This window comes from Candidatus Pelagibacter sp. Uisw_136 (genome assembly GCF_047720275.1).
In the GTDB taxonomy this organism is placed as follows: Bacteria; Pseudomonadota; Alphaproteobacteria; order Pelagibacterales; family Pelagibacteraceae; genus Pelagibacter.
Window position 1 is genome coordinate 698072 of record NZ_CP159812.1, and the last position, 24882, is coordinate 722953.

A 24882-nucleotide genomic window follows, 5' to 3' on the forward strand; every position below is an offset into this window, starting at 1 on the left:
GTTAATAGTTATAGAGTTAATTTTAATGGCAACTAAAATAAATAAAGCTATTAATATTTCTCAAAAACACCTCCTAGGTATTCAAGATCTATCAATTAGTGATGTTAATCTCATTTTAGAAGAAGCTAAAAGCTTCATTAAATTAAATCAAAGTAAAAATAAAAGATTAAATGTATTAAATGGTAAAACTCAAATTAATTTATTTTTTGAACCCTCCACTAGAACACAAAGTTCATTTGAATTAGCTGGAAAAAGATTAGGTGCAGATGTTATGTCAATGAATATGGCAAATTCCGCAGTCAAGAAAGGTGAAACACTAATAGATACCGCAATGACTTTAAATGCAATGCATCCAGATATAATTGTAATTAGACATCAGGATTCGGGTGCATGTAATCTTTTATCTCAAAAAGTAAATTGTGCAGTGCTTAATGCTGGTGATGGAAGCCGTGAACACCCTACTCAAGCTTTATTAGATGCTTTAACAATTATAAATCGTAAAAAGAAAATTGAAGGTTTAAGAGTTGCGATTTGTGGTGACATAACTCATTCACGTGTTGCAAGATCAAATATTTATCTTCTAAATATGTTGGGTGCTGAAGTTAACATTATTGCACCATCAAACTTAATGCCAAAAGAAATAGAAAAATTTGGCGTTAATACATTTACAGATATGAAAAAAGGTTTGAAAGATTGTGATATTGTAATGATGTTAAGGTTACAAAATGAAAGGATGACTAGTTCTTTCTTGTCTTCTAATAGAGAGTACTATGAATATTATGGACTAACTCCAGATAAGCTTGCTCATGCAAAAGATGATGCTTTAATTATGCATCCAGGTCCAATGAATAGAGGGATCGAAATTGATACAAAGTTGGCAGATGACATTAACAGAAGCGTGATTAAGGAACAAGTTGAACTAGGTGTTGCAGTAAGAATGGCTTGTTTAAAAATATTTTGTGAATAAATGAAAAAACAATACTTTATAAATGCAAATATAATTGACCCTCATAACTCTATAAATGAGAACGGTGGATTAATTATTGGTGAAGATGGTTTAATTGAAGCTATTGGTAAAAAAGTAAATTCTAACAACATTCCATCAAGGGAAAAGGTAATAGACTTAAATGGAAAATATATATTCCCTGGTCTTGTTGATATGCGTGTCTTTGCAGGTGAGCCTGGTTATGAATATAAAGAAAATTTTAGAACTTTAAGTAATGCAGCACTTGCAGGAGGTGTTACTTCAGTTGTTACTATGCCTAATACAGATCCAATTATAGATAACGTTTCAATAGTAGATTTTTTAAAAAGACGTGGAAGAGACAAATCTAAAATTAATGTTTTTCCAAGCGCCGCCCTTACTAAAAATATTGAAGGAACTACCATGACTGAATTTGGTCTACTTCAAAGTAGGGGAATAATTGGATTTACCGATGGAGTTAAAACAATTCAAAATACTAGACTGATGTCACGTATAATGAATTCAACCAAAGATTTAGGTACACTAATCATGCAGCATGCTGAAGATTATGACTTGTCTAAAAATGGAATGATTAATTCTGGAATTATTGCAACCAAACTTGGGTTATCTGGAATACCTGCTGTTGCTGAAAGAATAATTATTGAAAGAGATTTAACGTTGCTTGAGAATATTAAATGTAGATATCATATATCACAAATCTCAGCCGCAAAATCAGTTGAAATTATTGAAGAAAGAAAAAATAAAGTTAAGTTTACGACAGGTGTCTCCATAAATAACCTTTCATTGAATGAAAATGATATAGGAGATTTCAGAACTTTCTTAAAATTATCACCCCCATTAAGAACAGAAGAAGATAGAATTGCTCTAGTGCAAGGATTAAAAGATGAAACGATAGATGTAATTGTATCTGATCACAAACCGGAAGATGAAGAACAAAAAAGATTAACGTTTGCACAAGCATCAACAGGAGCTTCTGGAATAGAAACGCTTTTATCACTAAGTCTAGAGTTGTATCACAATGGCTCTGTTAAATTAGAAACTATAATTAAAGCCTTAACATCAAACCCTGCAAAAATTTTGAAAATTGATAAGGGTAATCTTTCAGTGGGTAATGAAGCAGATTTTTGCATTGTAGATATTGATAAGCCATGGATTGTTAAAAAAGATAAACTTATCTCCAAATCAAAAAACACCTCAATTGAAGACAAAAAACTTCAAGGGAAAGTCACTAATACATTTGTAAAAGGTGAAGAGTTATTTAAGTTATAATAATGGAATATTTAATTGTTGCATTAAGTTCATATTTATTAGGATCAATACCTTTTGGTTTTATACTTACTAAAATATTTTTAAAAAAAGATATTAGAGATATTGGCTCAGGCAACATTGGAGCTACAAATGCTCTAAGAACAGGTAATAAAACGTTAGGCTACGCAACTTTATTGCTGGATATAACAAAAGCTGTATTGCCTGTTTTATATGTAAAATTTAATTATCCCGATTATATCTTTATTGCATCATTAAGTGCATTCTTAGGTCACGTTTTCCCTATATGGCTCAAGTTTAAAGGTGGTAAGGGTGTTGCAACATATGTTGGGATATTATTTTCAATAAACATAGTTTTGGGTTTGGTATTTGTAGTTAGTTGGGCTGTTACATTTCTTATTTCAAAATACTCATCACTTTCATCGCTCGTTGGTAGTTTAATGGTTCCAATTTATTTAATAATTTTTGAAAATTATAATTCAATTTTTTTCATAATAATGTTTGTGCTTATATTCTTCACACATAAAGAAAACGTCAAACGATTGAAAAACAAAGAAGAAACTAAGACTAAAATTTATTGATTTGACTATCAAGGTCTTTTAAGTAATTTGTTTACTAATGAATCTTGTAGTCGTAGAAAGTCCAGCTAAAGCAAAAACTATTAATAAATATCTAGGTGATGATTATATTGTATTAGCAAGTTATGGTCACATTAGAGATCTTCCATCGAATAATGGTTCTGTTGATCCAGAAAATAATTTTAAAATGGTATGGGAAGTGGATAGTTTCTCTAAAAAATATCTTAAAGAAATTACAGATGCAGCTAAAATTTCTTCAAAAATTATACTAGCAACTGACCCTGATCGTGAAGGAGAAGCAATTGCTTGGCATATTAAAGAATATTTAAATGAGAAAAAATTAATTAAGGACAAGCATGTAGAAAGAGTTGTTTTTAATGAAATTACAAAAAAAGCAGTTATTCATGGAATTGAAAATCCACGACAAATCGAGCCACTACTTGTTGATGCCTATATGGCTAGAAGAGCCTTAGATTATTTAGTTGGCTTTAATATATCACCAATTTTATGGACGAAGTTACCCGGTTCTAAATCTGCAGGTCGTGTTCAGTCAGTTGCTTTAAAATTAATTACAGAACGAGAACATGAAATTGAGCTTTTTGATCCTGAAGAGTTTTGGACTTTAAATATTCAATTCAAGGACAATGATAAAAATTATATATTAGCAAGTATCACTCAATTGAATGATAAAAAAATTGAAAAATTTTCTTTTAAAAATAAAGCTGAAATTGATAAAGCAATGGAAGAAGTTAAGTCTAAGAAGTTCAATATAAATGATATCTCAAGTAAAGTTGTTAACAGAAACCCTTCTGGCCTTTTTACTACCTCTACATTGCAGCAAGTTTCTTCTGGTAGATTAGGATTTGGAGCATCACGTACAATGCAAATAGCTCAAAAACTTTATCAAGGTATAGAAATAGACGGTGAAACTATTGGTCTTATCACATACATGCGAACAGATGGTACCAACTTATCTATGGACGCTATAGATACCTTTAGGAAATATATAAAAAATGAATTTGGTGATGAATATGTTCCAGATAACCCAGCAAGTTACTCTGGGAAAAAAGCTAAAAATGCTCAAGAAGCACATGAAGCAATTAGACCCACAGATATTATGCGAGCACCAGGAACTGTTAAAAAATATCTAAGTCCAGATCAGCATAAATTATATGATTTAATTTGGAGTAGAGCTCTATCGTCTCAAATGAAACCTGCTCAATTTGATAGAAATACTATAACGATAACCTCTGACGATAATGGAACAATCTGTAAAGTTAGTGGATCTGTTATTAAGTTTGATGGTTTCTTAAAAGTTATGAAGGATACTAAAAAAGATGATGATGAAGATGTTCTTCCTGAAATGAACAAGGGCCCAATTAATATAGAATCTCTATTAGATGAACAGCACTTTACACAGCCACCACCAAGATACTCAGAAGCAAGTTTAGTTAAAAAATTAGAAGAACTAGGTATTGGAAGACCCTCAACATATGCGAGTATAATATCTGTTATATCTACTAGGGGGTATGCAGAAACAATTAATAAAAGATTTCACCCAACTGATCGTGGTAAACTAATATCTGCTTTTCTTGAAAAGCTTTTCTCTAAATATGTAGACTATAACTTCACTGCAAGTTTAGAAAATCAACTTGATGATATTACTACTGGTAAGGAAGGATGGATAAAAGTTCTAGAGTTATTTTGGAAAGACTTTAATCAAAATGTATCTGACGTTAAAGAGAAAAGAACTAGAGAAGTTTTAGATCTATTAAACGACAGTCTAGGTAGTTTAATTTTTGAAAGAGATAAAGATGGAAATATTAATAGACAATGTAAGTTATGTGACAGTGGATCATTAAGTTTAAAAAACAGTTTTAGAGGTGGTGCTTTTATAGGTTGTTCAAATTATCCAAATTGTAAATTTACTAGACCTCTTTCTAAAGCTAAAGCAGCTGCTCAATCTCAACTAGCTGAACCAAAGTTTATAGGAAAACATGAAAATGGTAATGACATGTATCTTAAAAATGGAAGATTTGGTCCCTACTTACAATATGAAAAGATTGAGGAAATAAAGGAAGAAGTTGTAGTTGAAACAAAAAAGAAAAAGAAAACAAAAAAAAAGAAGGCAGAAAAAGAAGATAATAATTTAAGAAATGTTTCTATACCTAAAGGAATTACGTTGGATAGCGTGAATCTTGATAGAGCTAAATTTTTATGTTCATTACCAAAAAGTTTAGGTATTAACCCTGAAAATCAAAAAGATATAATATTAAACTCAGGAAGATTTGGTCCATATTTAAAATGTGAAAATAAATCAGCAAGAATTGAAAATGTTGAGGAAATCTTCTCAATTGGTCTTAATAGAGCAATCACTTTAATAGCAGAGGCAAAGCCAGGTAGAATGTCTGCATCAATTATAAAAGATCTAGGAGAACACCCTGATGATAAAAAACCTGTTAGAGTAATGAAGGGTCAATATGGACCTTATATCAAGTATAAATCTCTTAATGCGACGATACCAGAGGAAAAGGACCCCTTAGAACTTAATATGGAAGAAGCTTTAATATTAATTGAGAAAAGAAAGGAATACGATAAAAATAAAAAATCTAAGAAAAAGAAAAAAAAATGAAAAAAATAATATTTACAACATTAATCACATGGATGCTTATTATAGCAAATGCGATAGCTGAAAAAATTGATTGTACTCAGTTTGAAAAAATTAGTGCAAAATATATAGAGTGTTCAACAAAAAATCTAAAAGAAAAATCTTCAGAACTTAAATTAAAAGCGACGGTTGGAGCTGAAGAACTTAAAGAAAAAATAACTACTAATGCTAAGAGTGGAAAAAACAAATTTGACAAACTTAATTTAAAAGAAAAACTTGTTAAATTTAAAAACAGTAAAACATTAACTGAATTTATGGAGAAATAATCATGTCATATGAAGATAAAATTAAAAAATTAAACTTAGAACTACCAGAAGCAAGAGATCCTGTTGGATCATATGTTGCGTCAAAACAAATTGGTAAAATGTTATTTATTTCAGGACAAATTTCTATCGCAGCAAATGGAGAATTGATCAAAGGTAAGGTTGGTAAAGATTTAAAAACTGAAGACGGATATGAAGCAGCTAAACGTTGTGGCCTAAACATAATATCTCAGGTTAAAAAGGCTTGTGGCAATGATCTTACAAAAGTTAAATCTTGTATTAAGCTTACAGGATTTGTTAACTCAACAGAAGACTTTATAGAGCAGCCTAAAGTAATAAATGGTGCTTCAGAACTAATAGTTTCAGTTTTTGGAGACTCTGGAATGCATACAAGAGCAGCTGTTAGTACAAACAGTTTGCCACTTGGTGTGTCTGTTGAGGTTGATGCTATTTTTGAATTAAATTAATTTCCAATACTAAAATATTTAATTTTGTGATCTTTCATCTTGCTAACTGAGTAAATATTTCTCATATCGAAAATTGAGAACTTTTTATTTTTTACATCCTTTTTAAAATTAATAGTTTTAAAATCATTCCACTCTGTGTGAATAATGATTAAATCTGATTTTTTAATTGCATCTTTAATATTATTTGAGAAAACAACATTCTTAAATTTTTTAAAGTCTGGTTTTTCTCCAGTTGGGTCAAAATAATTTATTTTTGCACCTTTTTTAATTAATGCAGGGATCATAGTTAGACATGAAGAATCTCTCATATCATCTGTATTGGCCTTAAATGTTACACCTAAGAAGCAAATATTTTTATTTTTTACTTTATCTTTTAAAATCTCAAAAATTCTTTTTAACATTAATGATGATCTATTTTCATTTGATTTAATAACACTTTTAACAACTGTTAAATTTGTTTTAAATTTATTTGCAGTAGCTGTGATGGCCTTAGTGTCTTTTGGAAAACAAGATCCCCCATAGGCAGGACCTGCTCTTAAAAAACGACTACCAATTCTATTATCGAGACCCATACCAATAGAGATATCTTCAATGTTAACGTTGATTTTTTCACATAAATTAGCTAGCTCATTAATAAAAGTAATCTTTGTTGCTAAAAAAGCATTAGAGGCATATTTTATTAACTCTGCAGCTCTACGAGACGTATTAACGTACTTGGCACCTTTTGATATTAGTGGTGAATAAAGGTTTTTTAAAACATTATTAGATTTTTTATTATTAGTACCTATGACTACTCTATCAGGATAGGTAAAATCTCTTATAGCGTCACCTTCTCTTAAAAATTCAGGGTTTGAAACTACTGAAAAAAGTTTTTTTGATACTTTTTTTGAAATAATTTTTTCTATATCATCACCAGTTGTCACCGGAACTGTAGATTTAGTTATAATAATTTTAAACTTTTTAATAAATTTACTAATTTCTTTTGCAACATTGTATACCTGACTTAAGTCAGCATCATTTCCATTTTTTTTAGTGGGTGTGCCAACGCAAATAAAAATTATGTCTGACTTTAAAATTGAATCTTTTAAATCTGTAGAGAACTTTAAACGATTATTTTTATAATTTTTAATAACTAATTCGTCTAAACCAGGTTCGTATATTGGGATAATACCATTTTTTAAGTTTTCAATTTTATTTAAATCTTTATCAACACAAATAACGTCATTTCCTAAATCAGAAAAACAAACACCACTTACTAAACCAACATATCCCGTTCCTATCATGCAAAGTTTCATTGTTTGGAAATCTCCAACGTTGATTTAATATAACCTTTCATTGTTCCACAATCTAAGTATTTACCTGAAAAATTGTGACCAATGAATTGATTATCATCATCTATTAAAGCTTGAATAGCATCGGTAATATGTAATTCTCCACTTTTGCCTGGTTTTAATGATCTTAATTTAGAAAAAATTGTTTTAGGTAATATGTATCTTCCAATTACAGCATTATTAGAAGGTGATGTTTTTATAGACGGCTTTTCAACAACATTATTTATAATAAAATTATTTTTATCAATTTTTTTTTTAATGCTGTAGATGCCCCATCTAGATACATCACTTTTATTAACCTTCATGCTTGCCATAACTGATGCTTTAAATTTTTGATGAACGGCTATCATAGACTTTGAACAGTTTTCTTTAATTATCAAATCATCAGGTAATAACATTAAAAAATATTTATCTGTGATAAATTTTTTAGTTTTATAGACGGCATCACCAGTTCCTAATGGTTTATCCTGAAAAACAAATTTAATCATTTTTTTGTATTTAAGAATTTTTTTATATTCTTTGATAATTTTTGGATCAGCTTTTTTTTTGATTATATCTTTATAAAATTTATCATTATAGAAATAATTTTTTATCATCATCTTTTTTTTAGAAATGATAAATACAACCTCCTTAATCCCCGCTTCAATACATTCGTCGAGAATATATTCAAGGCCAGGTTTTCCATTAATAGGTAAAAGCTCTTTTGCAAAAACACTAGTTAGTGGTAGTAGTCTAGTTCCAAGACCAGCCAAAGGAATTATAGCTTGTTTAATCATATAAATGTTTTACTTATTAATATTCTTATTACAAATGAAATTAATAAAATTAAAAACTGATTTAATTAAGGCAATTGAGTTTGATAAAAGATTAGGTTTTGTACCAACAATGGGAAGTTTGCATGATGGTCACAAAGCATTAATCAAAAAATCAAAAAAAAACTGTAAAAAAACATTAGTAAGTATTTTTGTTAACCCAACTCAATTTAATAATAAAAAAGATTACAAAACATATCCAAAAAATTTAAAGAAGGATTTGAATTATCTTAAAAAACTTAAAGTTGATTATGTATATTTACCAACCATTAAACAAATTTATTGGAAGAAAAATGATGAGATTAAGCTAAATAAATCACAAAATATATTGTGTGCAAAATTTAGAAAAGGACATTTTGAAGGTGTACTTGATGTTTTGGATCGTTTTGTTGAGTTAATTTTCCCACAAAAAATCTTTATGGGACAGAAAGATTTTCAACAATTTTTCTTAGTAAAAAACTACATTGAAAACAAGTACGATACTAAAGTTTACGTATGTAAAACAATTAGGGATAAAAACAAGTTAGCTTTATCTTCAAGAAACTCTTTATTAAATAAGAAAAGTTTTATTGAATCAGGAATAATTACAAAAAAATTACTAAAATTAAAAAATAAAATCAACAGAAATAGAAAAAATTACAAAAAATTAATATTTGATTTAAAGAAAGAACTATCTAAAAATTTTGATATTAAAATTGAATATTTAGAATGTAGAAACATACAAAATCTAAGTACTAGTATTTTGAAGAAACCTTTTAAACTTTTTGTGGCTTACTATATCAATAATGTCCGATTAATTGATAATTTTTAGAGAAAATAAGCACTAACACCAAGAAATGAAACAAAACCAATAACATCAGTAATAGTTGTTACAAATACACTTGATGCAATAGCGGGATCAATGTCCATTTTTTTTAAAGTAATAGGTACTAAAATTCCAAATAACCCTGCAACAATCATCGTAACTATCATTGACATAGAAATAATTAGAGAAAGTAAAGAATCTTGAAACCAAACTTGAACTACTAACGCACTTATAATTGCAAATATAATGCCATTTAAAATACCAATATTAAATTCCTTTAAAATATTTTGTGAAAAGTTATTTTTTGTTAAATCATTTGTTGCTAAAGTTCTTACTGTAACAGCTAATGTTTGCATCCCAGCATTACCACCCATTGAAGCTACAATTGGCATCAGAAATGCAAGAACAACCATTTGCTCGATTGTTGCACCAAATAGACTAATTACCCATGTTGCAAGAAATGCAGTAAATAGATTTAATAAAAGCCAGTTAAACCTTCTTCTAGTTTTCTTAAAAACACCGTCAGTAATTTCTTCATCACCAACCCCTGCTAATCTTAAAGCATCTTCCTCAGCTTCTTCTTTTAAAACCGTTAAGACATCATCATACATGATCATACCAACTAACTTGTTTGATTTGTCGACAACAGCTGCTGAATTTAAGTTATAGTTTTCAAATACATTACCAACCTCCTCTTTGTCCATATCTACAGGAATAAGTAGCTGAGATTCTGACATGATAGAAAGCATTTTAGTTTCTCTCGAAGTAGTTAAAACTTTTGATGATGGAACAGTTCCAATTGGCTTAAAACCCTCATCTATAATGAAGATTTCTAAAAATTCTTCAGGTAAATCTTTATTTTCTCTTAAGTAATCAATTGTTTGACCTACAGACCAATTACTGGGGATAGCAGTAAACTCACGTTGCATTATTCTAGCTGCGGTGTCTTCTGGATAACTTAAGCTTTCTAATAAAGCAAATCTATCTTTAGGGGGTAAAGAACTTAATATTGTATTCTTATCCTTTTCATCAACATTTTCTAAAATTGTTATCGCATCATCAGATTCAAGGTTTTTTAATAGTCTAACAATAGTATCAGGTGATAGATAAGCTATGATTTCAGACTGTACTGACTCGTTTAACTCAATAAAAACCTCAGGATCTATATTGAAATTATTAAGTTTTATTAAACTTTCTCTATCATTTTGACCAAGGTGTTCAATTATATCAGCTGCATCAGCTGGGTGCATTTCATTAAAAGAATTCGTAATAAATTGAGCATCATTGTTAGCTATCTTGGAAGTAACAACTTTTATATATTCCTTATTAAACTCAAAATTAACTTTTTTATCTTTTATTTTTTTTATTAAAGACATAAATTTACCTATAAATCAATTTTGCACTAATAGTGCATAATAAGAATAATACAATTTATAAATGAATATAGAGATTAAAAAGTCAATAAAACCGATAAAATATCAAGATGCAATAAAACTCCTTGAGGAAAGATTATTGGAGATAAATGGTGGTCAAAAAAAGGATTTAATATGGATATTAGAACATGAAGAGGTTTACACAGCTGGTACTAGTTATAAAGAAAAAGAAATTCTTAATAAAGATATAAATCTAATAAAAACAAATCGTGGAGGAAAAATTACCTATCATGGTCCTGGTCAGATGATTTGTTATTTTGTTATAGATTTAAGAAAAAGAAAAAAGGATATTAGGAAATTTATAACTTTAATTGAAGAGACAATTATTGATAGCTTATCAAAATTTAACATTAAAACATTTGGTGATCCAAAAAATATTGGTATTTGGACTGACCATAAAGGTGAAATTAACAAGGTTGCAGCAATAGGTGTGAGAGTAAGTAAATGGATAGCTTATCATGGATTTGCAATAAATATTAATAACGATCTTTCAAAATATAAAAACATTATTCCATGTGGTATTTCAGATAAAGGCGTAATCAATCTTAAAGAAATTAAAGACCAAAACTATAAGGATTTAGATAAGATTATTATTGATACGTTTTCTAAAAATTTGGAAATCTAAGTCTTTTTGTTTTTAAAAGTTTTTTAAAATAATCTGGTAACAAAGCTGTATAGGTATATTTTTTATCATTAATCATAAATTTGATTTGATATGAATGCAGCATTAAATTTTTATTTATTGCCTTATCGGTATTACTAAATTTATATTTTTGATCCCCATAGATTGGGCACCCTACTGCATAAAGCTGTTTTCTTAATTGATGCTTTCTTCCTGTAATTGGCTTCATTTCAACAAGACTACATATAGAATTTTTATCTAATACTTTATAAAGAGTTCTAGCTTTTTCAACCACCTCCCTATCATTGTCATATCTAGTTAAATCATCATTCCACTCTCCAGAGTCTTTTTGTAATTCGCCATGACATATAGCCAAATAAGTTTTATGAACTTTTCTTAGTCTAAATAAAGAGGTTAATAACTGAGCAGATTGTCTATGCTTCGCCATAATAAAAACTCCAGATGTATCTTTATCAAGCCTATGCACAGAAAATGGTTTTGTATCTTGAAAAATTTCACTACGAGCAAATATATCTACAAGATTTTTTTTAGATTTAGTTCCACCTTGAACTGAAATACCGGAGCTTTTATTAAGGACAATGAAATCATCATTGTTATCAATTATTAATTCTTCATTCTCTTTAATAACCTCTTCCGATGGTACAAATTTAATTGTTTTTTGAACTATTGTTTCTTTAAAATCAAAATTAAATAAATCTATAACGTCTCCTGTCTTTACTTTGTGGGAACTTTTTATTTTTTTACTATTAATTTTAACTTTTCCACTCTTTAAACTTTTTTCAATTAGGCCTTGTGGATAATTACCTAGGTTGTTACGTATCCACCTATCGATACGCATATCGTTAAACGTTGTATCAACGTTAAAAGACTTTTTCATGATGATATGATTTTATATAAAAAATTAAGCAGTAGCTAATTTTTTCTCTTCAGTTTTATCTTTTGCTGGATCTTTTTTCTTTCTATCCACTCTTTTTGCTTCAACATCTCTATCTACAAATTCAATTATAGCCATCGGTGCATTATCACCATATCTAAAGCCAGCTTTGATAATTCTAGTATAACCACCATTTCTAGCTACATATCTTTTTGATAATGTCTTTTTAACTTTATTTGTAGATGTTATGTCTTGCAACTTAGACATTAACATTTTTGTAGTTTGCAGAGTTTCTTTTTTTCCTAAAGTTATGATTTTGTCCGCTTGAGGTTTTAAGAATTTAGCTTTTGGAAGCGTTGTAGTTATCTGTTCATATTTTATTAAAGAATTAAGCATATTCTTTAATAAAGCTTTTCTATGTTCAGAAGTTCTATTTAACTTCTTATTAGCCATTCCGTGTCTCATTAGATTTGCTCCTCTAACTTTTTAGACATTTCAGCTATATTATCTGGTGGCCAGTTTGGTATTTCCATACCTAAATATAAAGACATACCAGTTAAAACTTCTTTTATTTCATTAAGTGATTTTCTTCCAAAGTTAGGAGTTCTAAGCATTTCACCTTCTGACTTTTGGACTAAATCTCCAATGTAAATAATGTTATCATTTTTAAGGCAATTCATAGAACGCACAGATAATTCGAGCTCATCAACTTTTCTTAATAAATTCTTATTGAATTCAGGCTCAGATGAAACTTCTTTTACAGGTGCTTCAACAGGTTCATCAAAATTAACAAACATATTTAGTTGATCTTGGAAAATTCTAGCAGAATAAGCAACTGCGTCTTCTGCAGATATTGATCCGTTAGTTTCAACTTCCATAGTTAATTTATCGTAATCTAGTGCCTTCCCTTCTCTTGCAGTGCTTATAGAGTATGAAACCTTCTTAACTGGGCTATACAAAGAATCTATAGCAATTAACCCTAAAGGTGGCTCTTCCGGCTTATTCATTACTGCTGGTACGTATCCCTTGCCTGTTCCAACATTCATCTCCATGTGGAAATGTGTATTTTCATCCAGGTTACAAATAACTAAATCAGGATTTAAAATTTCAATATCAGTAACTGGTACTATGTCAGAAGCTTTAATTTCTCCAGGACCTTTAGCATCTAAAATAAGTTTTTTTGTACCATCTGAAGAACTTTTTAAAGCCAATGATTTAACGTTTAAAACTATGTCAGTAACATCTTCTCTAACACCTTTGATAGATGTGAATTCGTGTAAAACACCATCAATTTGAATTGAAGTTACAGCAGCACCTCTTATTGATGAAAGTAAAATTCTTCTTAAAGAATTACCTAAGGTCAAGCCATATCCTTTTTCTAAAGGTTCGGCGATAATTTTTGCATGTGATTTGTCATCACTAATTTTAACATCTAATTGAGCTGGTTTAATTAATGCTTTCCAATTTTTAGCATTTACATTTAAACTTTCCATTTATTAAACTCTCCTTTTTTTTGGTGGTCTTACGCCGTTATGTGGCATTGGTGTAGTATCTTTTATTGAAAGAATCTTAAATCCTCTCGCTTGTAAAGCTCTTAATGCAGTTTCTCTTCCTGACCCAGGTCCTTTAACTTGCACAGTTAGTGTTTTCATTCCGTATTCTAAAGCTTTAGATGCCGCTGAATCTGCAGCAATTTGTGCAGCATAAGGTGTTGATTTTCTCGAACCCTTAAAACCTTTTTGTCCAGCAGAGGCCAAGAAATTACATTCCCGTTAGTATCTGCAATTGATATTATTGTATTATTAAAAGTAGACTGTACGTAAGCAATACCATTAAGAATATTTTTTTTTATTTTCTTTTTTTTTGAATATGAACTTTTCTTGGATTTTTTATCAACTTTTTTTTCTACAACAGCTTCTTTATTTTCAACTTTATCTACTTTAGCCATAAATTAATTATTTTTTAAGTGGAGTTAATTTTTTACCAGCAATTGCTATTGCTTTTCCTTTTCTTGTTCTTGCATTACACCTTGTTCTTTGTCCTCTAACAGGAAGTTTTTTTCTATGTCTAGATCCTCTATAGCATGCAAGATCAATTAATCTCTTAATAGTTAAAGAATAATCTCTTCTAAGATCACCTTCTACTTTAAAGTTTGCATCAATATATTCTCTAATCTTTAAAATATCTTCATCGGTAAGTTCATTAATTCTTTTAGCTTTTGGAATTTCTAAAGAAGTACAAATTTGGTTAGAAAATTTATTACCAATACCATAGATGTACGTTAGTCCTATGTGAACAAGTTTATTTTGGGGAATGTTTACACCTGCAATACGAGCCATATTTTTGAGAATAAATTTAGCCTTTTATATAAGAAGATGTTTCAAAGTCAACGTCTTAAACATTAAGAATTTCATTGATTTTATTGGTTATTTGATCAATTTCACCCGCACCATCGATTTCACTGAAATTTGAATTTTTTGAATAGAAATCTAAAACCGGCTTTGTAGATGACATGTAAGTGTCATATCTAGAGATAACAACATCAAGATTATCATCTTCTCTTTTTTTTAAATGTTCAGGACCGCACGGATGAAGCTCTATTTGGTCTTTATTAAAATATTCATTTAACGTCATATTACATTTTTCACAGGTCATTCTGCCCATAATACGCTTTTCAATGATGTCTCTTGAGACATTTAAAAATATAGTGTGACCTATTGTTTGATTAAACTCTTTTAATAAAATTTCCAAGTTAGTAGCTTGCTCAACATTTCTTGGATATCCGTCAAAAATAATTCTGTCTCTATATTTCAAATTAGTTAAAGATTGTCTCAATAAGGTATTTACAATTTCATCTGAAACGAATTTTCCATTAGATATCAACTTTTCAATATCAGCTCCAAGTTCAGTTTTAGATTTAACCTCATCTCTTAATAAGTTTCCTGTTGATAATTGAAAGTAATTATGTTTTTTAACAATAGATTGAGCTTGAGTTCCCTTTCCTGCACCTGGAGGACCAAAAAGAATTATATTCACTTAGTTATTTTCCGAATTTAGTTTTTTTAACTAATTGCTCATATTGAGAGCTCATCAATCTAGTTTGGATTTGTGTAACAGTATCAATTGCAACTACAACAACAATTAAAATAGAAGTTCCACCTAAGTAAAAAGGTATTGGATAATTAGCAATTAAAAATTCTGGCATTAAACAAACTAATGTTAAATACAGAGCTCCAATTGTTGTTAGTTTTGTTACAATTTTATCAATATACAAAGCAGTGTTTTCACCCGGTCTAATCCCAGGAACAAAGCCACCATATTTTCTTAAATTATCAGCAGTCTCAGTTGGATTAAATGTTATCGATGTATAGAAAAAAGTAAAAAATATTATTCCTGAAGCATAAAGCAACATGTAAAGAGGTTGCCCCTGTGTAAAGTATGAACTTAAGTTTAAAAATGTGTCATTGTCTGAAAAACTAAAATTAGAAAAAGTTACGGGTAATAATAATAAAGCTGATGCAAAAATTGCTGGAATAACACCGGCTTGGTTAATTTTTAAGGGTAAATGAGAAGACTCGCCACCATACATTTTATTTCCCATTTGTCTTTTTGGGTAATTGATAAGAATTTTTCTTAATGCTCTTTCCATAAATACAATGAACATTATTGTTGCAATTAATAATACAAAAATTCCAATAATCATAATTGTAGAAACTGCACCAGTTCTACCCAGTTCAAATGTAGTAACTAAAGCACGTGGAATTTCAGCAACAATACCAGCAAAAATAATCAATGAAATACCATTACCAATACCTCTTTGTGTTATTTGTTCACCAAGCCACATTAAAAACATTGTACCAGCAACAATGGTTGAGACTGCTGTTATGGTAAAAAATGATCCTGGATTAATAACTAAGTCAGGAGAAGACTGTAAACCTATAGACAATCCATAACCCTGAACAGTAGCAAGAACAACTGTTCCATATCTTGTGATCTGAGTGATTTTTGCTCTTCCAGTTTCACCCTGTGCCTTTAAATTTTTAAAATAATCAGAAACGCCAGTTAACAACTGAACTATAATTGATGATGAAATATATGGCATAATCCCAAGTGCAAATATAGCCATTCTACTCACAGCTCCACCTGAAAAAACGTTAAACATTCCAAGTAATCCTTTTTGATTACCACTCATCATTGTCTGTAATTGTTCAGGGTCAATACCTGGAATTGGCACAAAAGTACCAAATCTATAAACTGCTAGGATAAAAATTGTAAAGATTATTCGATTTTTAAGATCATTAGTTTGAGAAGATGCACTCATAATATCTTAATTATTTTTTTAATTGTATTGTGCCGCCAGCTTTTTCTAATTTAACTACAGCAGCTTTTGATATTAGATCAGCTTCAATGCTAACTTTGTCTTTAATGTCACCTGTGCCTAGTATTTTTAATTTTTGAGAATTCTTGTTAATTAATTTCAATTTTATAAGCAAAGCCATGTTTATTACATCGCTTGAATTAATAGTTTTTTCATCAATGTACGATTGAATTTTTTCTAAATTCATTATTGCTATAACAGCCTGATATCTCTTAATCGCATTAAAGCCTCTTTTAGGTAATCTTCTGTATAAAGGCATTTGACCACCTTCAAAAGCTTTGATGGCAACACCAGATCTAGATTTTTGACCCTTAACTCCTCTTCCAGAAGTTTTACCCTTTCCAGAACCGATACCTCTACCAACTCTCATTTTTTTTTTGTATAAAACTTTTCCAGTAGTATTTAATGTGCTCATTATCCTCTTTTTTCAATTACGTCAGAAATTTTTTTATTTCTAATTGTTGCTATATGTTTTGGTGAATTTTGTTTTGAAAGAGCCTTCATTGTAGCTCTTATCATGTTGTGCGGGTTTGATGTGCCCATCGATTTAGCAACTATATCCTTAATTCCTAAAACTTCACAAACAGCTCTCACAGGACCACCAGCAATGATACCAGTTCCTTTTGGAGCTGATCTTAAAATAATCTTACCTGCTCCATCTTTACCGTAAACATCATGGTGTATAGTTCTACCCTCTCTTAAAGGTATATGAATTAATTTTCTTCTAGCAGTTTCATTTGCTTTTTTAATTGCATCTGGAACTTGTTTAGCTTTAGCATGAGCTATACCAATTTTACCTGCTTGATTTCCTACAACAACTAGTGCTGAAAAACCAAATCTACGTCCACCTTTTACAACTTTAGTAATTCTATTAATGTGAACTAGTTTTTCTAAAATTCCATCGTCAATTTTTTTTTTAAAGTCCATAATTAAAATTCCATTCCATTTTTACGTAACGTTTCAGCAAATGCCTTAACTCTACCGTGATATTTATAAACACCTCTATCAAAATAGATTTTTGTTATCTTTTTTTCTACAGCTTTTTTAGCTAATTTTTCAGCAACAATTTTAGAAATATCTGTTTTATTAACTTTGCTCATAGCTTTAATATCTTTTTCAATTGAAGAGGAAGAAACTAGAGTGATATTTTTTACATCATCAATTATTTGAGCAGATATATTTTTTGAAGATCTTGAAATACTTAATCTTAATCTATCAGGAGGAGAAACCTTTTTTACTTTATTGGTTACTCTGAACTTTTTTCTTTCAATTGCATTTAATTTCATTATTTTTTCTTTCCTTCTTTTCTTAATATATACTGTCCTTTTTCTCTAATCCCTTTACCTTTATATGGTTCAGGTTTTCTAAAAGATTTAATCACAGAACAAACCATACCAACTTGTTGTTTGTCAGATCCACTAACTTTAACAGTTGTTTGTTTTTCAACAACGATCTTAATACCCTCTGGTATATCAAAATTTATATCATGACTATAACCAAGCTGTAGATTTAATTGTTTTTCTTTTAGCGCAGCTCTATAACCAACACCAACTAACTCTAATATTTTTTCATATCCAGTGCTAGAGCCAATAACAGCGTTGTTTATTAAACTTCTATTCATTCCCCATAGTCTTTTTGAATTTTGGTCAACTTTTTTTGGTTTGATTGATATTTCTTTTCCTTCGGTAATATCAACATTAAACATTTCTAAATCAACGTTAAGAGATTTTTTTCCTAATGGTCCTTCGATATTAAGCACACTACCGGATAGCACTGCTTTAACTTTTTCAGGAATAGAAATACTTATTTTACCAATTTTAGACATTAAAATACCTTACAAATTATTTCGCCACCAACTTTTTGCTTTCTAGCATCAACATCAGTCATCACACCTTTTGGAGTAGAAACTATTGCCACACCAAGCCCACCATTAATTTTCGGTAAACTGTCAGCACTTGAAAAAATTCTTCTTCCTGGCTTTGATACTCTTTCAAATGTACTAATAACGGGATTTCCTGAATAATATTTTAGATCTATAGATAAAACTGGTTTTTTATCTTCAGTATCAATTTTATATTCTTTAATAAAACCTTCATTTTTTAATATATCTGCAATTTTTACTTTAAAGTTAGAAGAAGGCAGTGTAACTTTTTTGTGATTTCTCACTAAAGCATTTTTTATTCTTGCGATCATATCCCCAATTGGGTCACTTAAACTCATATATTCCTTTCTACCAGCTCGCCTTCGTCATACCTGGAATTAATCCATGCAATCCTAAGTCTCTTAAGGCTATTCTTGATATTTTTAATTTTCTGTAAACACCATGTGGTCTTCCAGTAATTTGGCATCTATTCATCACTCTATTTTTGGCTGAATTTCTAGGTAAATTAGATAATTTTTGTTGTGCTTTAAACCTTTCTTCAAGAGAAATTTTCTTATCCATAATAATTTTTTTTAAAGCTGATCTTTTTTTAAACAATCTATCTGAAAGTTTAATCCTTTTATCATTTTTTTGAACTGCACTTACTTTAGCCATTTTTAATTATCTCCTTTTTTAATAAATGGAAAATTTAATTTTTCCAAAAGTGCAAAACTGTGATCTTTGTTCATAGCAGCAATTACAACCACCACATCAAGACCTCTAATTTTGTCTATTCTGTCAAAATTAACTTCAGGAAAAATAATATGCTCTTTGATTCCAAAAGTGTAATTACCAAATTTATCAAAACCTTTAGGTGATAGGCCTCTGAAATCTTTAATTCTAGGTAGCGCAATGTTAACTAATCTATCAATAAATTCATACATCTTATTACCTCTTAAAGTAACTTTTAGACCTGCATTGGTACCTTTTCTTGTTTTAAAATTGGCAACAGATTTCTTAAATTTTGTAACTGTAGGTTTTTGTCCTGTAATTTTTCCCAGATCCTCTTCAGTAGATTTCATAATCTTAGCGTCAGCACCATCTAAACCTAAGCCCATATTAATTACAACTTTAAGTACTTTTGGTCCCTGAAAGGTATTTTTAAATCCTAACTGCTCCTTAAGCGCAGGTTGAATTTCTTTATAATAAAGCTCTTTTAATCTTGGTGTCATTATTTTTTAGCCTCAGTTTTTTTTATTTTTTCTTTTGCATCAATAAGTGCAAGGTTTGAAATATGAATAAAACTTTCTTTAGAAATAATTCCACCTTTTTTTTCTTTTGTAGTCTTTACATGCTTTTTCACAATATTAATCCCTTGAACTTTTGCCCTGTTGTTCGGTCTGTCTATTTCAATAACTTCACCTTCTTTTTTTTTATCTCTTCCAGTTAATACTTTTACCTTAGAACCTTTTTTAATCATTTATAATACCTCTGGGGCTAATGAAATTATTTTCATTTGACCTCTACTTCTTAATTCTCTTGTAACAGGTCCAAAAATTCTAGTTCCAACTGGTTCACCTTTATCATCAACCAACACTGCTGCATTGTTATCAAATTTAACCTTTGAACCATCATCTCTATGAATTCCATATTTAACCCGAACTACAACTGCTTTGTGGACAGAACCTTTTTTTACTTTACCCTTTGGTATTGCTTCTTTTACAGCAACAACGATCGTGTCACCAATACTAGCATATCTACGTTTTGATCCACCAAGAACCTTAATACATTCAATTCTTTTTGCACCAGTATTGTCAGCAACTAACATTTCAGTTTGTACCTGTATCATTTAGAACCATCCATTACTTGAAATTTTTTATTTTTTGAAAACGGTTTACATTCAATAATCGAAACCTTATCTCCAGTTTTGAATTTATTATTTTCATCGTGCGCATTGTATTTTTTTTGAACTTTAACAACTTTTTTTAGCACAGGATGTGAATATTTTCTCTCTACCGCTACAGTAATAGTTTTATTAGGCTTATCACTAGTAACTACTCCAGTTAATATTTTTTTAGGCATTTAATTTTCCTTTTAGTATGGTTTTTAACCTTGCTATCGTTTTTTTTGTTTGTCCAATTTTTGATGGGTCTTTAATTTCAGAATTAATTCTTTGAAATCTAAAATTAAATAAATCTTTTTTCAATTTATCTATGTTTTTTAAAACTTCGTCTTTAGATAATTTTTTAATTTCTTGTTTTTTCATATTATGCAAATCTTTTTATAAACTTAGTTTTAATAGGTAATTTAGCAGACGCTTTATAAAGAGCTTCTTTTGCAATTGCTTCTGAAACACCATCAATTTCGAACAAAATTCTACCAGGTTTAACTCTACATGCCCAATATTCAGGAGCACCTTTACCTTTACCCATTCTTACTTCAACAGGTTTTTTTGAAACAGGAATATTTGGAAAAATTCTAGTCCAAACACGTCCTTGTCTTTTCATGTGTCTGGTTAAAGCGACCCTAGCAGCTTCGATTTGTTTACCAATAATTCTTTCAGGAGCCATAGCTTTTAAAGCAAAAGATCCATAGTTAATCTTTGCAGCACGTGTAGCTGTGCCATGAATTCTGCCTTTATGAGCTTTTCTATATTTCGTTCTTACTGGCTGTAACATAATTACTCTTTAGCCTCTTTAGGTTTAACTTTATTTGTTTCCTGGCTAAATTCTCTTGCAAAAACTTCACCTTTAAAAATCCAAACTTTAATTCCAATAATTCCAAATGTTGTTAAAGCCTCTGCTTCATCATAATCAATATCTGCTCTTAATGTGTGAGCAGGAATACTACCTTCTCTCAACCACTCTGTTCTTGCGATTTCGTTACCACCAAGTCTACCGCTTATTGCAACCTTAATTCCCTTGGCACCTAATCTCATACAAGACTGCATGGCTCTCTTCATTGCTCTTCTGTATGATATTCTTTTTACTAGCTGTTGTGCGATGTTTTCAGCTACTAAAAAGGCATTAGTTTCAGGTTTTTTAACTTCTTTAATATTTAAAGATACTTCGTTGCTTGTAAATTTAGATAAATTGTTTTTAATTTTATCAATATCGCTACCTTTTTTACCAATAACAAACCCTGGTCTTGAAGTGTAAATTGTAACAAAACATTTATTTGAAGTTCTCTCTATCATTACTTTTGATACACCAGAGTTAACTACATTTTTCTTGATGTAAGCTCTAATTTTAAAATCTTCAATTAAATAATTTCCAAAATCTTTCTTTTTAGCATACCAAACAGAGTCCCAACCTCTATTCACACCAAGTCTAAAACCTATTGGATTAACTTTTTGTCCCATGACTCTCCATTTGTTTTGCTTCTGATAATATAATTGTAATTGTTGAATATGGTTTTAAAATTGGTGCAGCTCTACCTTTTGCTCTAGGTCTAAATCTTTTCATAACAACTTTTTTTCCACAATAAGCTTCTTTAACAATCAATTTATCAATATCATATTGATTATTATTTTCAGCATTAGCAATAGCTGATGAAACTGTTTTTCTGATCTCTCTAGTTATTCTTTTTGCAGAAAATTGTAATTCTCTAATAGCAACATCAACTTTTTTTCCAACAATTGCCTTAAGAATTGGGTTAAGTTTTCTCACACTAGATCTAATATTATTATTTACTGATCTAACAGTATCAACTTTAATTCTATTAATTTTCTTTTTCTTATTCATAGTTATTTCTTAGCTGTTGCTGGTTTTGCCTTTTTATCTGCAGGCGTATGTCCAAAAAATGTTCTTGTTGGTGAAAACTCACCAAGTTTGTGTCCAACCATATCTTCAGAAATGGTAACGGGTATAAATTTTTTTCCATTATAAATCAAAAAACTAACACCAATAAATTCAGGAATTATAGTTGATTTTCTTGACCAAGTTTTAATTGGCATTTTTTTGGGATCTAATTTTTGTTTTTCAACCTTTTTAATCAAGCTCTCTTCAACAAAAGGACCTTTCCATACTGATCTAGCCATTATTTTTTAGTATCCTTTCTTTTATTTCTTCTTTTAACTATAAACTTATCTGTTCTTGCGTTTGTTCTTGTTTTTAATCCTTTTGCACCTTGGCCTGTCGGAGATACTGGATGTCTACCACCAGCACTCTTACCTTCACCTCCACCATGTGGGTGATCAACTGGATTCATCACAACTCCTCTTGTGTGAGGTCTTCTGCCTAACCATCTTGATCTTCCAGCTTTACCAATTTTAATATTTTTTTGATCTGGATTTGATAAAACACCGATTGTTGCCATACATCTAGAATCTATTCTTCTAACTTCACCAGAGGTCATTTTAACTAATGAATAATTACCATCCAAACCACTTATAGTAACAGAAGTACCAGCAGATCTGGCTATTTTTCCACCACCACCTGGTTGTAATTCAACGTTATGCACGTTTACACCAACTGGAATGTCTCTTAACGGCATACAATTCCCAACTTTAATTTCTTTTGCAGGGCCATTTTCAACAACATCACCAACGTTAATTTTTTGAGGTGCTAAATAGTAAAAATGTGTTCCATCTTCAAACTTAATTAACATAATATAACATGATCTGTTTGGGTCATACTCGATACGCTCAACTGTACCAGGTACATCAAATTTTTTTCTATAAAAATCTACAAGTCTATACATTTTCTTATGACCACCACCTGACATATTTCTAGAAGTGATATGACCATTGTTATTTCTTCCACGCATTGAATTTTTAGGCTCAACAAGCATTTTAAAAGGTTTGCCCTTCCATAGACCCGTTCTATCAACAAGAACAGTTCCTCTAGTAGATTTTGTATATGGTTTAAATGTTTTTAATGCCATTATTTAAATTCCTGTTGTTAGATCGATACTTTGACCTTTTTTTAGAGTTATAATTGCTTTTTTATATCCTTGAATATTTACTTTTTTCCCTCGTTTAACAACTTTTCTGTTTTGCTTATTGATTATGTTAATTTTAATAACATTTACTTTAAAAATTTTTTCAATATTTTTTTTTAAATTAGTTTTGTTAGCTTCTCTTGGAACTTTAAATACAATTTTATTTTGCTCAGAAAGATTTGTAGTCTTTTCAGTTAGCATTGGTGATAAAATTTTATCGTATAAATGTATCTTATCCATTTTAAGAATATCTCTTTTCTAGTTCTTTTATTGAACTTTCAGTAAACACAACTTTTTTAAATTTAATAATATCAAAGGCACTAAAGTGATTTACGTCAGTAACTTTAACGTTGGGTATGTTTCTCATTGATTTTTCGACTTTATCTTTTGAAATCTTATCTAGAATTATTAATGAATGAGTTAAATCAAATTTTTTGATGATTGAGTGCATTTCTTTAGTTTTTTTTATTTCAGTAGCAAAATCACTAAAGATTAATAAATTATTAAGTTTATTCTTTTCAGTAATTAGTGATGCTACGCTCAATTTTTTTTCACTTTTGTTAAGTTTTCTTTTTTTATAAGCTAGTTGACCTTTTGGACCATGCGCTACACCACCACCAACAAATATAGGGGCTTTTCTACTCGCATGACGCGCACCACCAGTTCCTTTTTGAGCATAAATCTTTGAAGTAGATCCAGCAATTTCATTCTGCTGTTTTGTTTTAGCGTGTCTACCTTTGTAGTTTGCATTAGTTTTGTATAAAACGTTATCTACTAATTTTTTATTTATTTTTGCTGAAAAAATTTTATCCAAAACTTCAATCGAGTCTTTTTTCCCATCTAAATTTATTTTATCAATTTTCATTATCTTTTCTTTTTATCTGGTGTTTTTTTAGCCTCTTCAGCAGCAGCAATTTTTTCTTTAATAGTTAGTTTATTAATAACTTTAACTGATTGTTTGACTAATACTTCAGAGTTCTTAGAGCCTGGTATTGAGCCTTTTAGGTATAATAATTCGTTTTCTAGATCAGTTTTAATTATCTCTAAATTTAACATGGTCCTAACTCTGTCTCCCATATGACCAGCCATTTTTTTTCCTTTAAAAACTTTACCAGGGTCTTGTCTTTGACCAGTTGAGCCATGAGATCTATGTGATACAGAAACACCGTGTGTAGCTCTTAAACCACCAAAGTTGTGTCTTTTCATCGCTCCAGCAAAACCTTTTCCAATAGTTTTTGAAGTAGTGTCAACAAATTTGACTTCATTAAAAATTTCTAAACCAAATTCATTACCTTCTTTGTATGGCTCTGTATCTTTTACTCTAAATTCTTTTAATTTTTTCTTTGCTTCAGTATTTTTTTTAGCATACATGCCCTTCATTGCTTTTGTAAGCTTTGAGCTTTTAATATTGCCAAAACCTAATTGTATAGCTTTATATCCACGTTTATCTTCTTCAATCACGCTAATAACTCTAGCTTTTTCCATTTTAATTACTGTGACTGGAACTAAACGACCAGTGTGGTAAAACTCTCTTGTCATACCTATTTTTTTTCCAACTAAAGCTATTTCAGTCATAA

General features: G+C 29.8%; 36 protein-coding genes and 1 pseudogene. 8 read left to right on the forward strand and 29 right to left on the reverse strand.

Annotated features, from left to right (window positions below):
- The first annotated feature begins 25 nt into the window (after nucleotides 1-25).
- Genes ABXT53_RS03715 through ABXT53_RS03740 form a run of 6 tightly spaced genes read left to right on the forward strand, consistent with a single transcriptional unit; the run spans nucleotide 26 to nucleotide 6227 of the window.
- Nucleotides 26-967 (forward strand): aspartate carbamoyltransferase catalytic subunit, encoded by a 942-nt coding sequence (locus ABXT53_RS03715; RefSeq protein WP_415289691.1) that lies wholly within the window; start codon nucleotides 26-28, stop codon nucleotides 965-967.
- A complete protein-coding gene (gene pyrC / locus ABXT53_RS03720; protein ID WP_415289692.1) occupies nucleotides 968-2254 on the forward strand; it encodes a dihydroorotase in 1287 nt (428 codons plus the stop codon). It begins immediately after the preceding gene.
- Between the two features lie 2 nt (nucleotides 2255-2256).
- Nucleotides 2257-2832 (forward strand): glycerol-3-phosphate 1-O-acyltransferase PlsY, encoded by a 576-nt coding sequence (gene plsY, locus ABXT53_RS03725; RefSeq protein ID WP_415289694.1) that lies wholly within the window; start codon nucleotides 2257-2259, stop codon nucleotides 2830-2832.
- 37 nt (nucleotides 2833-2869) lie between these two features.
- On the forward strand, nucleotides 2870-5461 hold the full coding sequence (gene topA, locus ABXT53_RS03730; protein WP_415289696.1) for a type I DNA topoisomerase: 2592 nt from the start codon (nucleotides 2870-2872) through the stop codon (nucleotides 5459-5461).
- Nucleotides 5458-5763 (forward strand): hypothetical protein, encoded by a 306-nt coding sequence (locus ABXT53_RS03735; RefSeq protein WP_415289698.1) that lies wholly within the window; start codon nucleotides 5458-5460, stop codon nucleotides 5761-5763. The genes topA and ABXT53_RS03735 overlap by 4 nt, the downstream gene beginning before the upstream one ends.
- 2 nt (nucleotides 5764-5765) lie before the next feature.
- A complete protein-coding gene (locus ABXT53_RS03740; protein ID WP_415289699.1) occupies nucleotides 5766-6227 on the forward strand; it encodes a RidA family protein in 462 nt (153 codons plus the stop codon).
- On the opposite strand, the gene ABXT53_RS03745 is transcribed toward ABXT53_RS03740, so the two are convergent.
- Both ABXT53_RS03745 and ABXT53_RS03750 read right to left on the reverse strand, forming a co-directional pair.
- Nucleotides 6224-7522, reverse strand: coding sequence for a UDP-glucose dehydrogenase family protein (locus ABXT53_RS03745; protein WP_415289701.1), 1299 nt, complete (start codon nucleotides 7520-7522; stop codon nucleotides 6224-6226). The two genes, ABXT53_RS03740 and ABXT53_RS03745, sit on opposite strands and share 4 nt — an antisense overlap.
- Entirely contained in the window at nucleotides 7519-8334 is an 816-nt protein-coding gene (locus tag ABXT53_RS03750) for a sugar phosphate nucleotidyltransferase (RefSeq protein WP_415289703.1), read from the reverse strand. Before ABXT53_RS03750 ends, ABXT53_RS03745 begins: the two co-directional genes overlap by 4 nt.
- A gap of 4 nt (nucleotides 8335-8338) precedes the next feature.
- Here ABXT53_RS03750 and panC point away from each other — a divergent pair, with 4 nt between their 5' ends.
- The gene (gene panC / locus ABXT53_RS03755; RefSeq protein ID WP_415289705.1) at nucleotides 8339-9181 is read left to right on the forward strand and encodes a pantoate--beta-alanine ligase; all 843 of its coding nucleotides are present in this window, start codon (nucleotides 8339-8341) and stop codon (nucleotides 9179-9181) included.
- Here panC and mgtE read toward each other — a convergent pair.
- Nucleotides 9178-10551, reverse strand: a complete 1374-nt coding sequence (mgtE, locus tag ABXT53_RS03760) for a magnesium transporter (RefSeq protein WP_415289706.1) — start codon at nucleotides 10549-10551, stop codon at nucleotides 9178-9180. The genes panC and mgtE overlap by 4 nt on opposite strands.
- Nucleotides 10552-10612: 61 nt before the next feature.
- Between mgtE and lipB the strand changes: the two genes are divergently transcribed.
- On the forward strand, nucleotides 10613-11233 hold the full coding sequence (lipB, locus tag ABXT53_RS03765) for a lipoyl(octanoyl) transferase LipB (protein WP_415289708.1): 621 nt from the start codon (nucleotides 10613-10615) through the stop codon (nucleotides 11231-11233).
- Here the strand turns inward: lipB and ABXT53_RS03770 are convergent.
- The 26 genes and pseudogenes from ABXT53_RS03770 to rplC all read right to left on the reverse strand — a co-directional run bounded on the left by ABXT53_RS03770 (nucleotide 11214) and on the right by rplC (nucleotide 24880).
- The gene (locus tag ABXT53_RS03770) at nucleotides 11214-12128 is read right to left on the reverse strand and encodes an RluA family pseudouridine synthase (protein ID WP_415289709.1); all 915 of its coding nucleotides are present in this window, start codon (nucleotides 12126-12128) and stop codon (nucleotides 11214-11216) included. The genes lipB and ABXT53_RS03770 overlap by 20 nt on opposite strands.
- A 24-nt stretch (nucleotides 12129-12152) precedes the next feature.
- Nucleotides 12153-12590, reverse strand: coding sequence for a 50S ribosomal protein L17 (gene rplQ, locus ABXT53_RS03775; RefSeq protein WP_415289711.1), 438 nt, complete (start codon nucleotides 12588-12590; stop codon nucleotides 12153-12155).
- Nucleotides 12590-13618, reverse strand: coding sequence for a DNA-directed RNA polymerase subunit alpha (locus ABXT53_RS03780; RefSeq protein ID WP_271492397.1), 1029 nt, complete (start codon nucleotides 13616-13618; stop codon nucleotides 12590-12592). Before ABXT53_RS03780 ends, rplQ begins: the two co-directional genes overlap by 1 nt.
- A 3-nt stretch (nucleotides 13619-13621) precedes the next feature.
- A pseudogene (rpsK, locus tag ABXT53_RS03785) lies at nucleotides 13622-14073 on the reverse strand (30S ribosomal protein S11).
- A 7-nt stretch (nucleotides 14074-14080) separates the two neighbouring features.
- Nucleotides 14081-14464, reverse strand: a complete 384-nt coding sequence (gene rpsM / locus ABXT53_RS03790; RefSeq protein WP_415289713.1) for a 30S ribosomal protein S13 — start codon at nucleotides 14462-14464, stop codon at nucleotides 14081-14083.
- 55 nt (nucleotides 14465-14519) lie between these two features.
- The gene (locus ABXT53_RS03795) at nucleotides 14520-15161 is read right to left on the reverse strand and encodes an adenylate kinase (protein ID WP_415289715.1); all 642 of its coding nucleotides are present in this window, start codon (nucleotides 15159-15161) and stop codon (nucleotides 14520-14522) included.
- Between the two features lie 4 nt (nucleotides 15162-15165).
- Nucleotides 15166-16446, reverse strand: coding sequence for a preprotein translocase subunit SecY (gene secY / locus ABXT53_RS03800; RefSeq protein WP_415289716.1), 1281 nt, complete (start codon nucleotides 16444-16446; stop codon nucleotides 15166-15168).
- Nucleotides 16447-16456: 10 nt separating this feature from the next.
- Nucleotides 16457-16918, reverse strand: coding sequence for a 50S ribosomal protein L15 (gene rplO / locus ABXT53_RS03805; RefSeq protein ID WP_415285735.1), 462 nt, complete (start codon nucleotides 16916-16918; stop codon nucleotides 16457-16459).
- Complete coding sequence (gene rpsE / locus ABXT53_RS03810; protein ID WP_415285429.1) at nucleotides 16918-17430, reverse strand: 30S ribosomal protein S5; 513 nt, start codon at nucleotides 17428-17430, stop codon at nucleotides 16918-16920. Before rpsE ends, rplO begins: the two co-directional genes overlap by 1 nt.
- A 2-nt stretch (nucleotides 17431-17432) precedes the next feature.
- On the reverse strand, nucleotides 17433-17789 hold the full coding sequence (gene rplR / locus ABXT53_RS03815) for a 50S ribosomal protein L18 (RefSeq protein ID WP_415289718.1): 357 nt from the start codon (nucleotides 17787-17789) through the stop codon (nucleotides 17433-17435).
- A complete protein-coding gene (gene rplF, locus ABXT53_RS03820; RefSeq protein ID WP_415289719.1) occupies nucleotides 17789-18328 on the reverse strand; it encodes a 50S ribosomal protein L6 in 540 nt (179 codons plus the stop codon). The genes rplR and rplF overlap by 1 nt, the downstream gene beginning before the upstream one ends.
- Nucleotides 18328-18723, reverse strand: coding sequence for a 30S ribosomal protein S8 (gene rpsH / locus ABXT53_RS03825; protein WP_415277699.1), 396 nt, complete (start codon nucleotides 18721-18723; stop codon nucleotides 18328-18330). Before rpsH ends, rplF begins: the two co-directional genes overlap by 1 nt.
- A 10-nt stretch (nucleotides 18724-18733) precedes the next feature.
- Entirely contained in the window at nucleotides 18734-19039 is a 306-nt protein-coding gene (gene rpsN, locus ABXT53_RS03830) for a 30S ribosomal protein S14 (protein WP_415277700.1), read from the reverse strand.
- A gap of 2 nt (nucleotides 19040-19041) precedes the next feature.
- Nucleotides 19042-19596: a 50S ribosomal protein L5 gene (rplE, locus tag ABXT53_RS03835; protein ID WP_415289720.1), complete on the reverse strand. Its 555-nt coding sequence runs from the start codon at nucleotides 19594-19596 to the stop codon at nucleotides 19042-19044.
- Complete coding sequence (gene rplX / locus ABXT53_RS03840; RefSeq protein ID WP_415289722.1) at nucleotides 19596-19844, reverse strand: 50S ribosomal protein L24; 249 nt, start codon at nucleotides 19842-19844, stop codon at nucleotides 19596-19598. The genes rplE and rplX overlap by 1 nt, the downstream gene beginning before the upstream one ends.
- Complete coding sequence (rplN, locus tag ABXT53_RS03845; RefSeq protein WP_271525609.1) at nucleotides 19845-20213, reverse strand: 50S ribosomal protein L14; 369 nt, start codon at nucleotides 20211-20213, stop codon at nucleotides 19845-19847.
- Nucleotides 20210-20446, reverse strand: coding sequence for a 30S ribosomal protein S17 (gene rpsQ, locus ABXT53_RS03850; RefSeq protein WP_271492425.1), 237 nt, complete (start codon nucleotides 20444-20446; stop codon nucleotides 20210-20212). The genes rplN and rpsQ overlap by 4 nt, the downstream gene beginning before the upstream one ends.
- Entirely contained in the window at nucleotides 20439-20630 is a 192-nt protein-coding gene (gene rpmC / locus ABXT53_RS03855) for a 50S ribosomal protein L29 (RefSeq protein ID WP_271492428.1), read from the reverse strand. The genes rpsQ and rpmC overlap by 8 nt, the downstream gene beginning before the upstream one ends.
- A 1-nt stretch (nucleotide 20631) precedes the next feature.
- The gene (gene rplP, locus ABXT53_RS03860; RefSeq protein ID WP_271525610.1) at nucleotides 20632-21042 is read right to left on the reverse strand and encodes a 50S ribosomal protein L16; all 411 of its coding nucleotides are present in this window, start codon (nucleotides 21040-21042) and stop codon (nucleotides 20632-20634) included.
- Nucleotides 21043-21044: 2 nt separating this feature from the next.
- Nucleotides 21045-21725 (reverse strand): 30S ribosomal protein S3, encoded by a 681-nt coding sequence (gene rpsC / locus ABXT53_RS03865; RefSeq protein WP_415289724.1) that lies wholly within the window; start codon nucleotides 21723-21725, stop codon nucleotides 21045-21047.
- Nucleotides 21709-22107: a 50S ribosomal protein L22 gene (gene rplV / locus ABXT53_RS03870; protein ID WP_271492435.1), complete on the reverse strand. Its 399-nt coding sequence runs from the start codon at nucleotides 22105-22107 to the stop codon at nucleotides 21709-21711. The genes rpsC and rplV overlap by 17 nt, the downstream gene beginning before the upstream one ends.
- Nucleotides 22108-22109: 2 nt before the next feature.
- Entirely contained in the window at nucleotides 22110-22403 is a 294-nt protein-coding gene (gene rpsS, locus ABXT53_RS03875; protein ID WP_271492437.1) for a 30S ribosomal protein S19, read from the reverse strand.
- Nucleotides 22403-23248 carry a 50S ribosomal protein L2 gene (gene rplB / locus ABXT53_RS03880; RefSeq protein WP_415285740.1) on the reverse strand — a complete coding sequence of 282 codons (846 nt, stop codon included), beginning with the start codon at nucleotides 23246-23248 and terminating at the stop codon, nucleotides 22403-22405. Before rplB ends, rpsS begins: the two co-directional genes overlap by 1 nt.
- A gap of 3 nt (nucleotides 23249-23251) precedes the next feature.
- Entirely contained in the window at nucleotides 23252-23545 is a 294-nt protein-coding gene (rplW, locus tag ABXT53_RS03885; protein ID WP_271525613.1) for a 50S ribosomal protein L23, read from the reverse strand.
- 1 nt (nucleotide 23546) lies between these two features.
- Nucleotides 23547-24170, reverse strand: a complete 624-nt coding sequence (gene rplD / locus ABXT53_RS03890) for a 50S ribosomal protein L4 (protein WP_415277705.1) — start codon at nucleotides 24168-24170, stop codon at nucleotides 23547-23549.
- Complete coding sequence (gene rplC, locus ABXT53_RS03895; protein WP_415289725.1) at nucleotides 24170-24880, reverse strand: 50S ribosomal protein L3; 711 nt, start codon at nucleotides 24878-24880, stop codon at nucleotides 24170-24172. Before rplC ends, rplD begins: the two co-directional genes overlap by 1 nt.
- Between the last annotated feature and the right edge of the window lie 2 nt (nucleotides 24881-24882).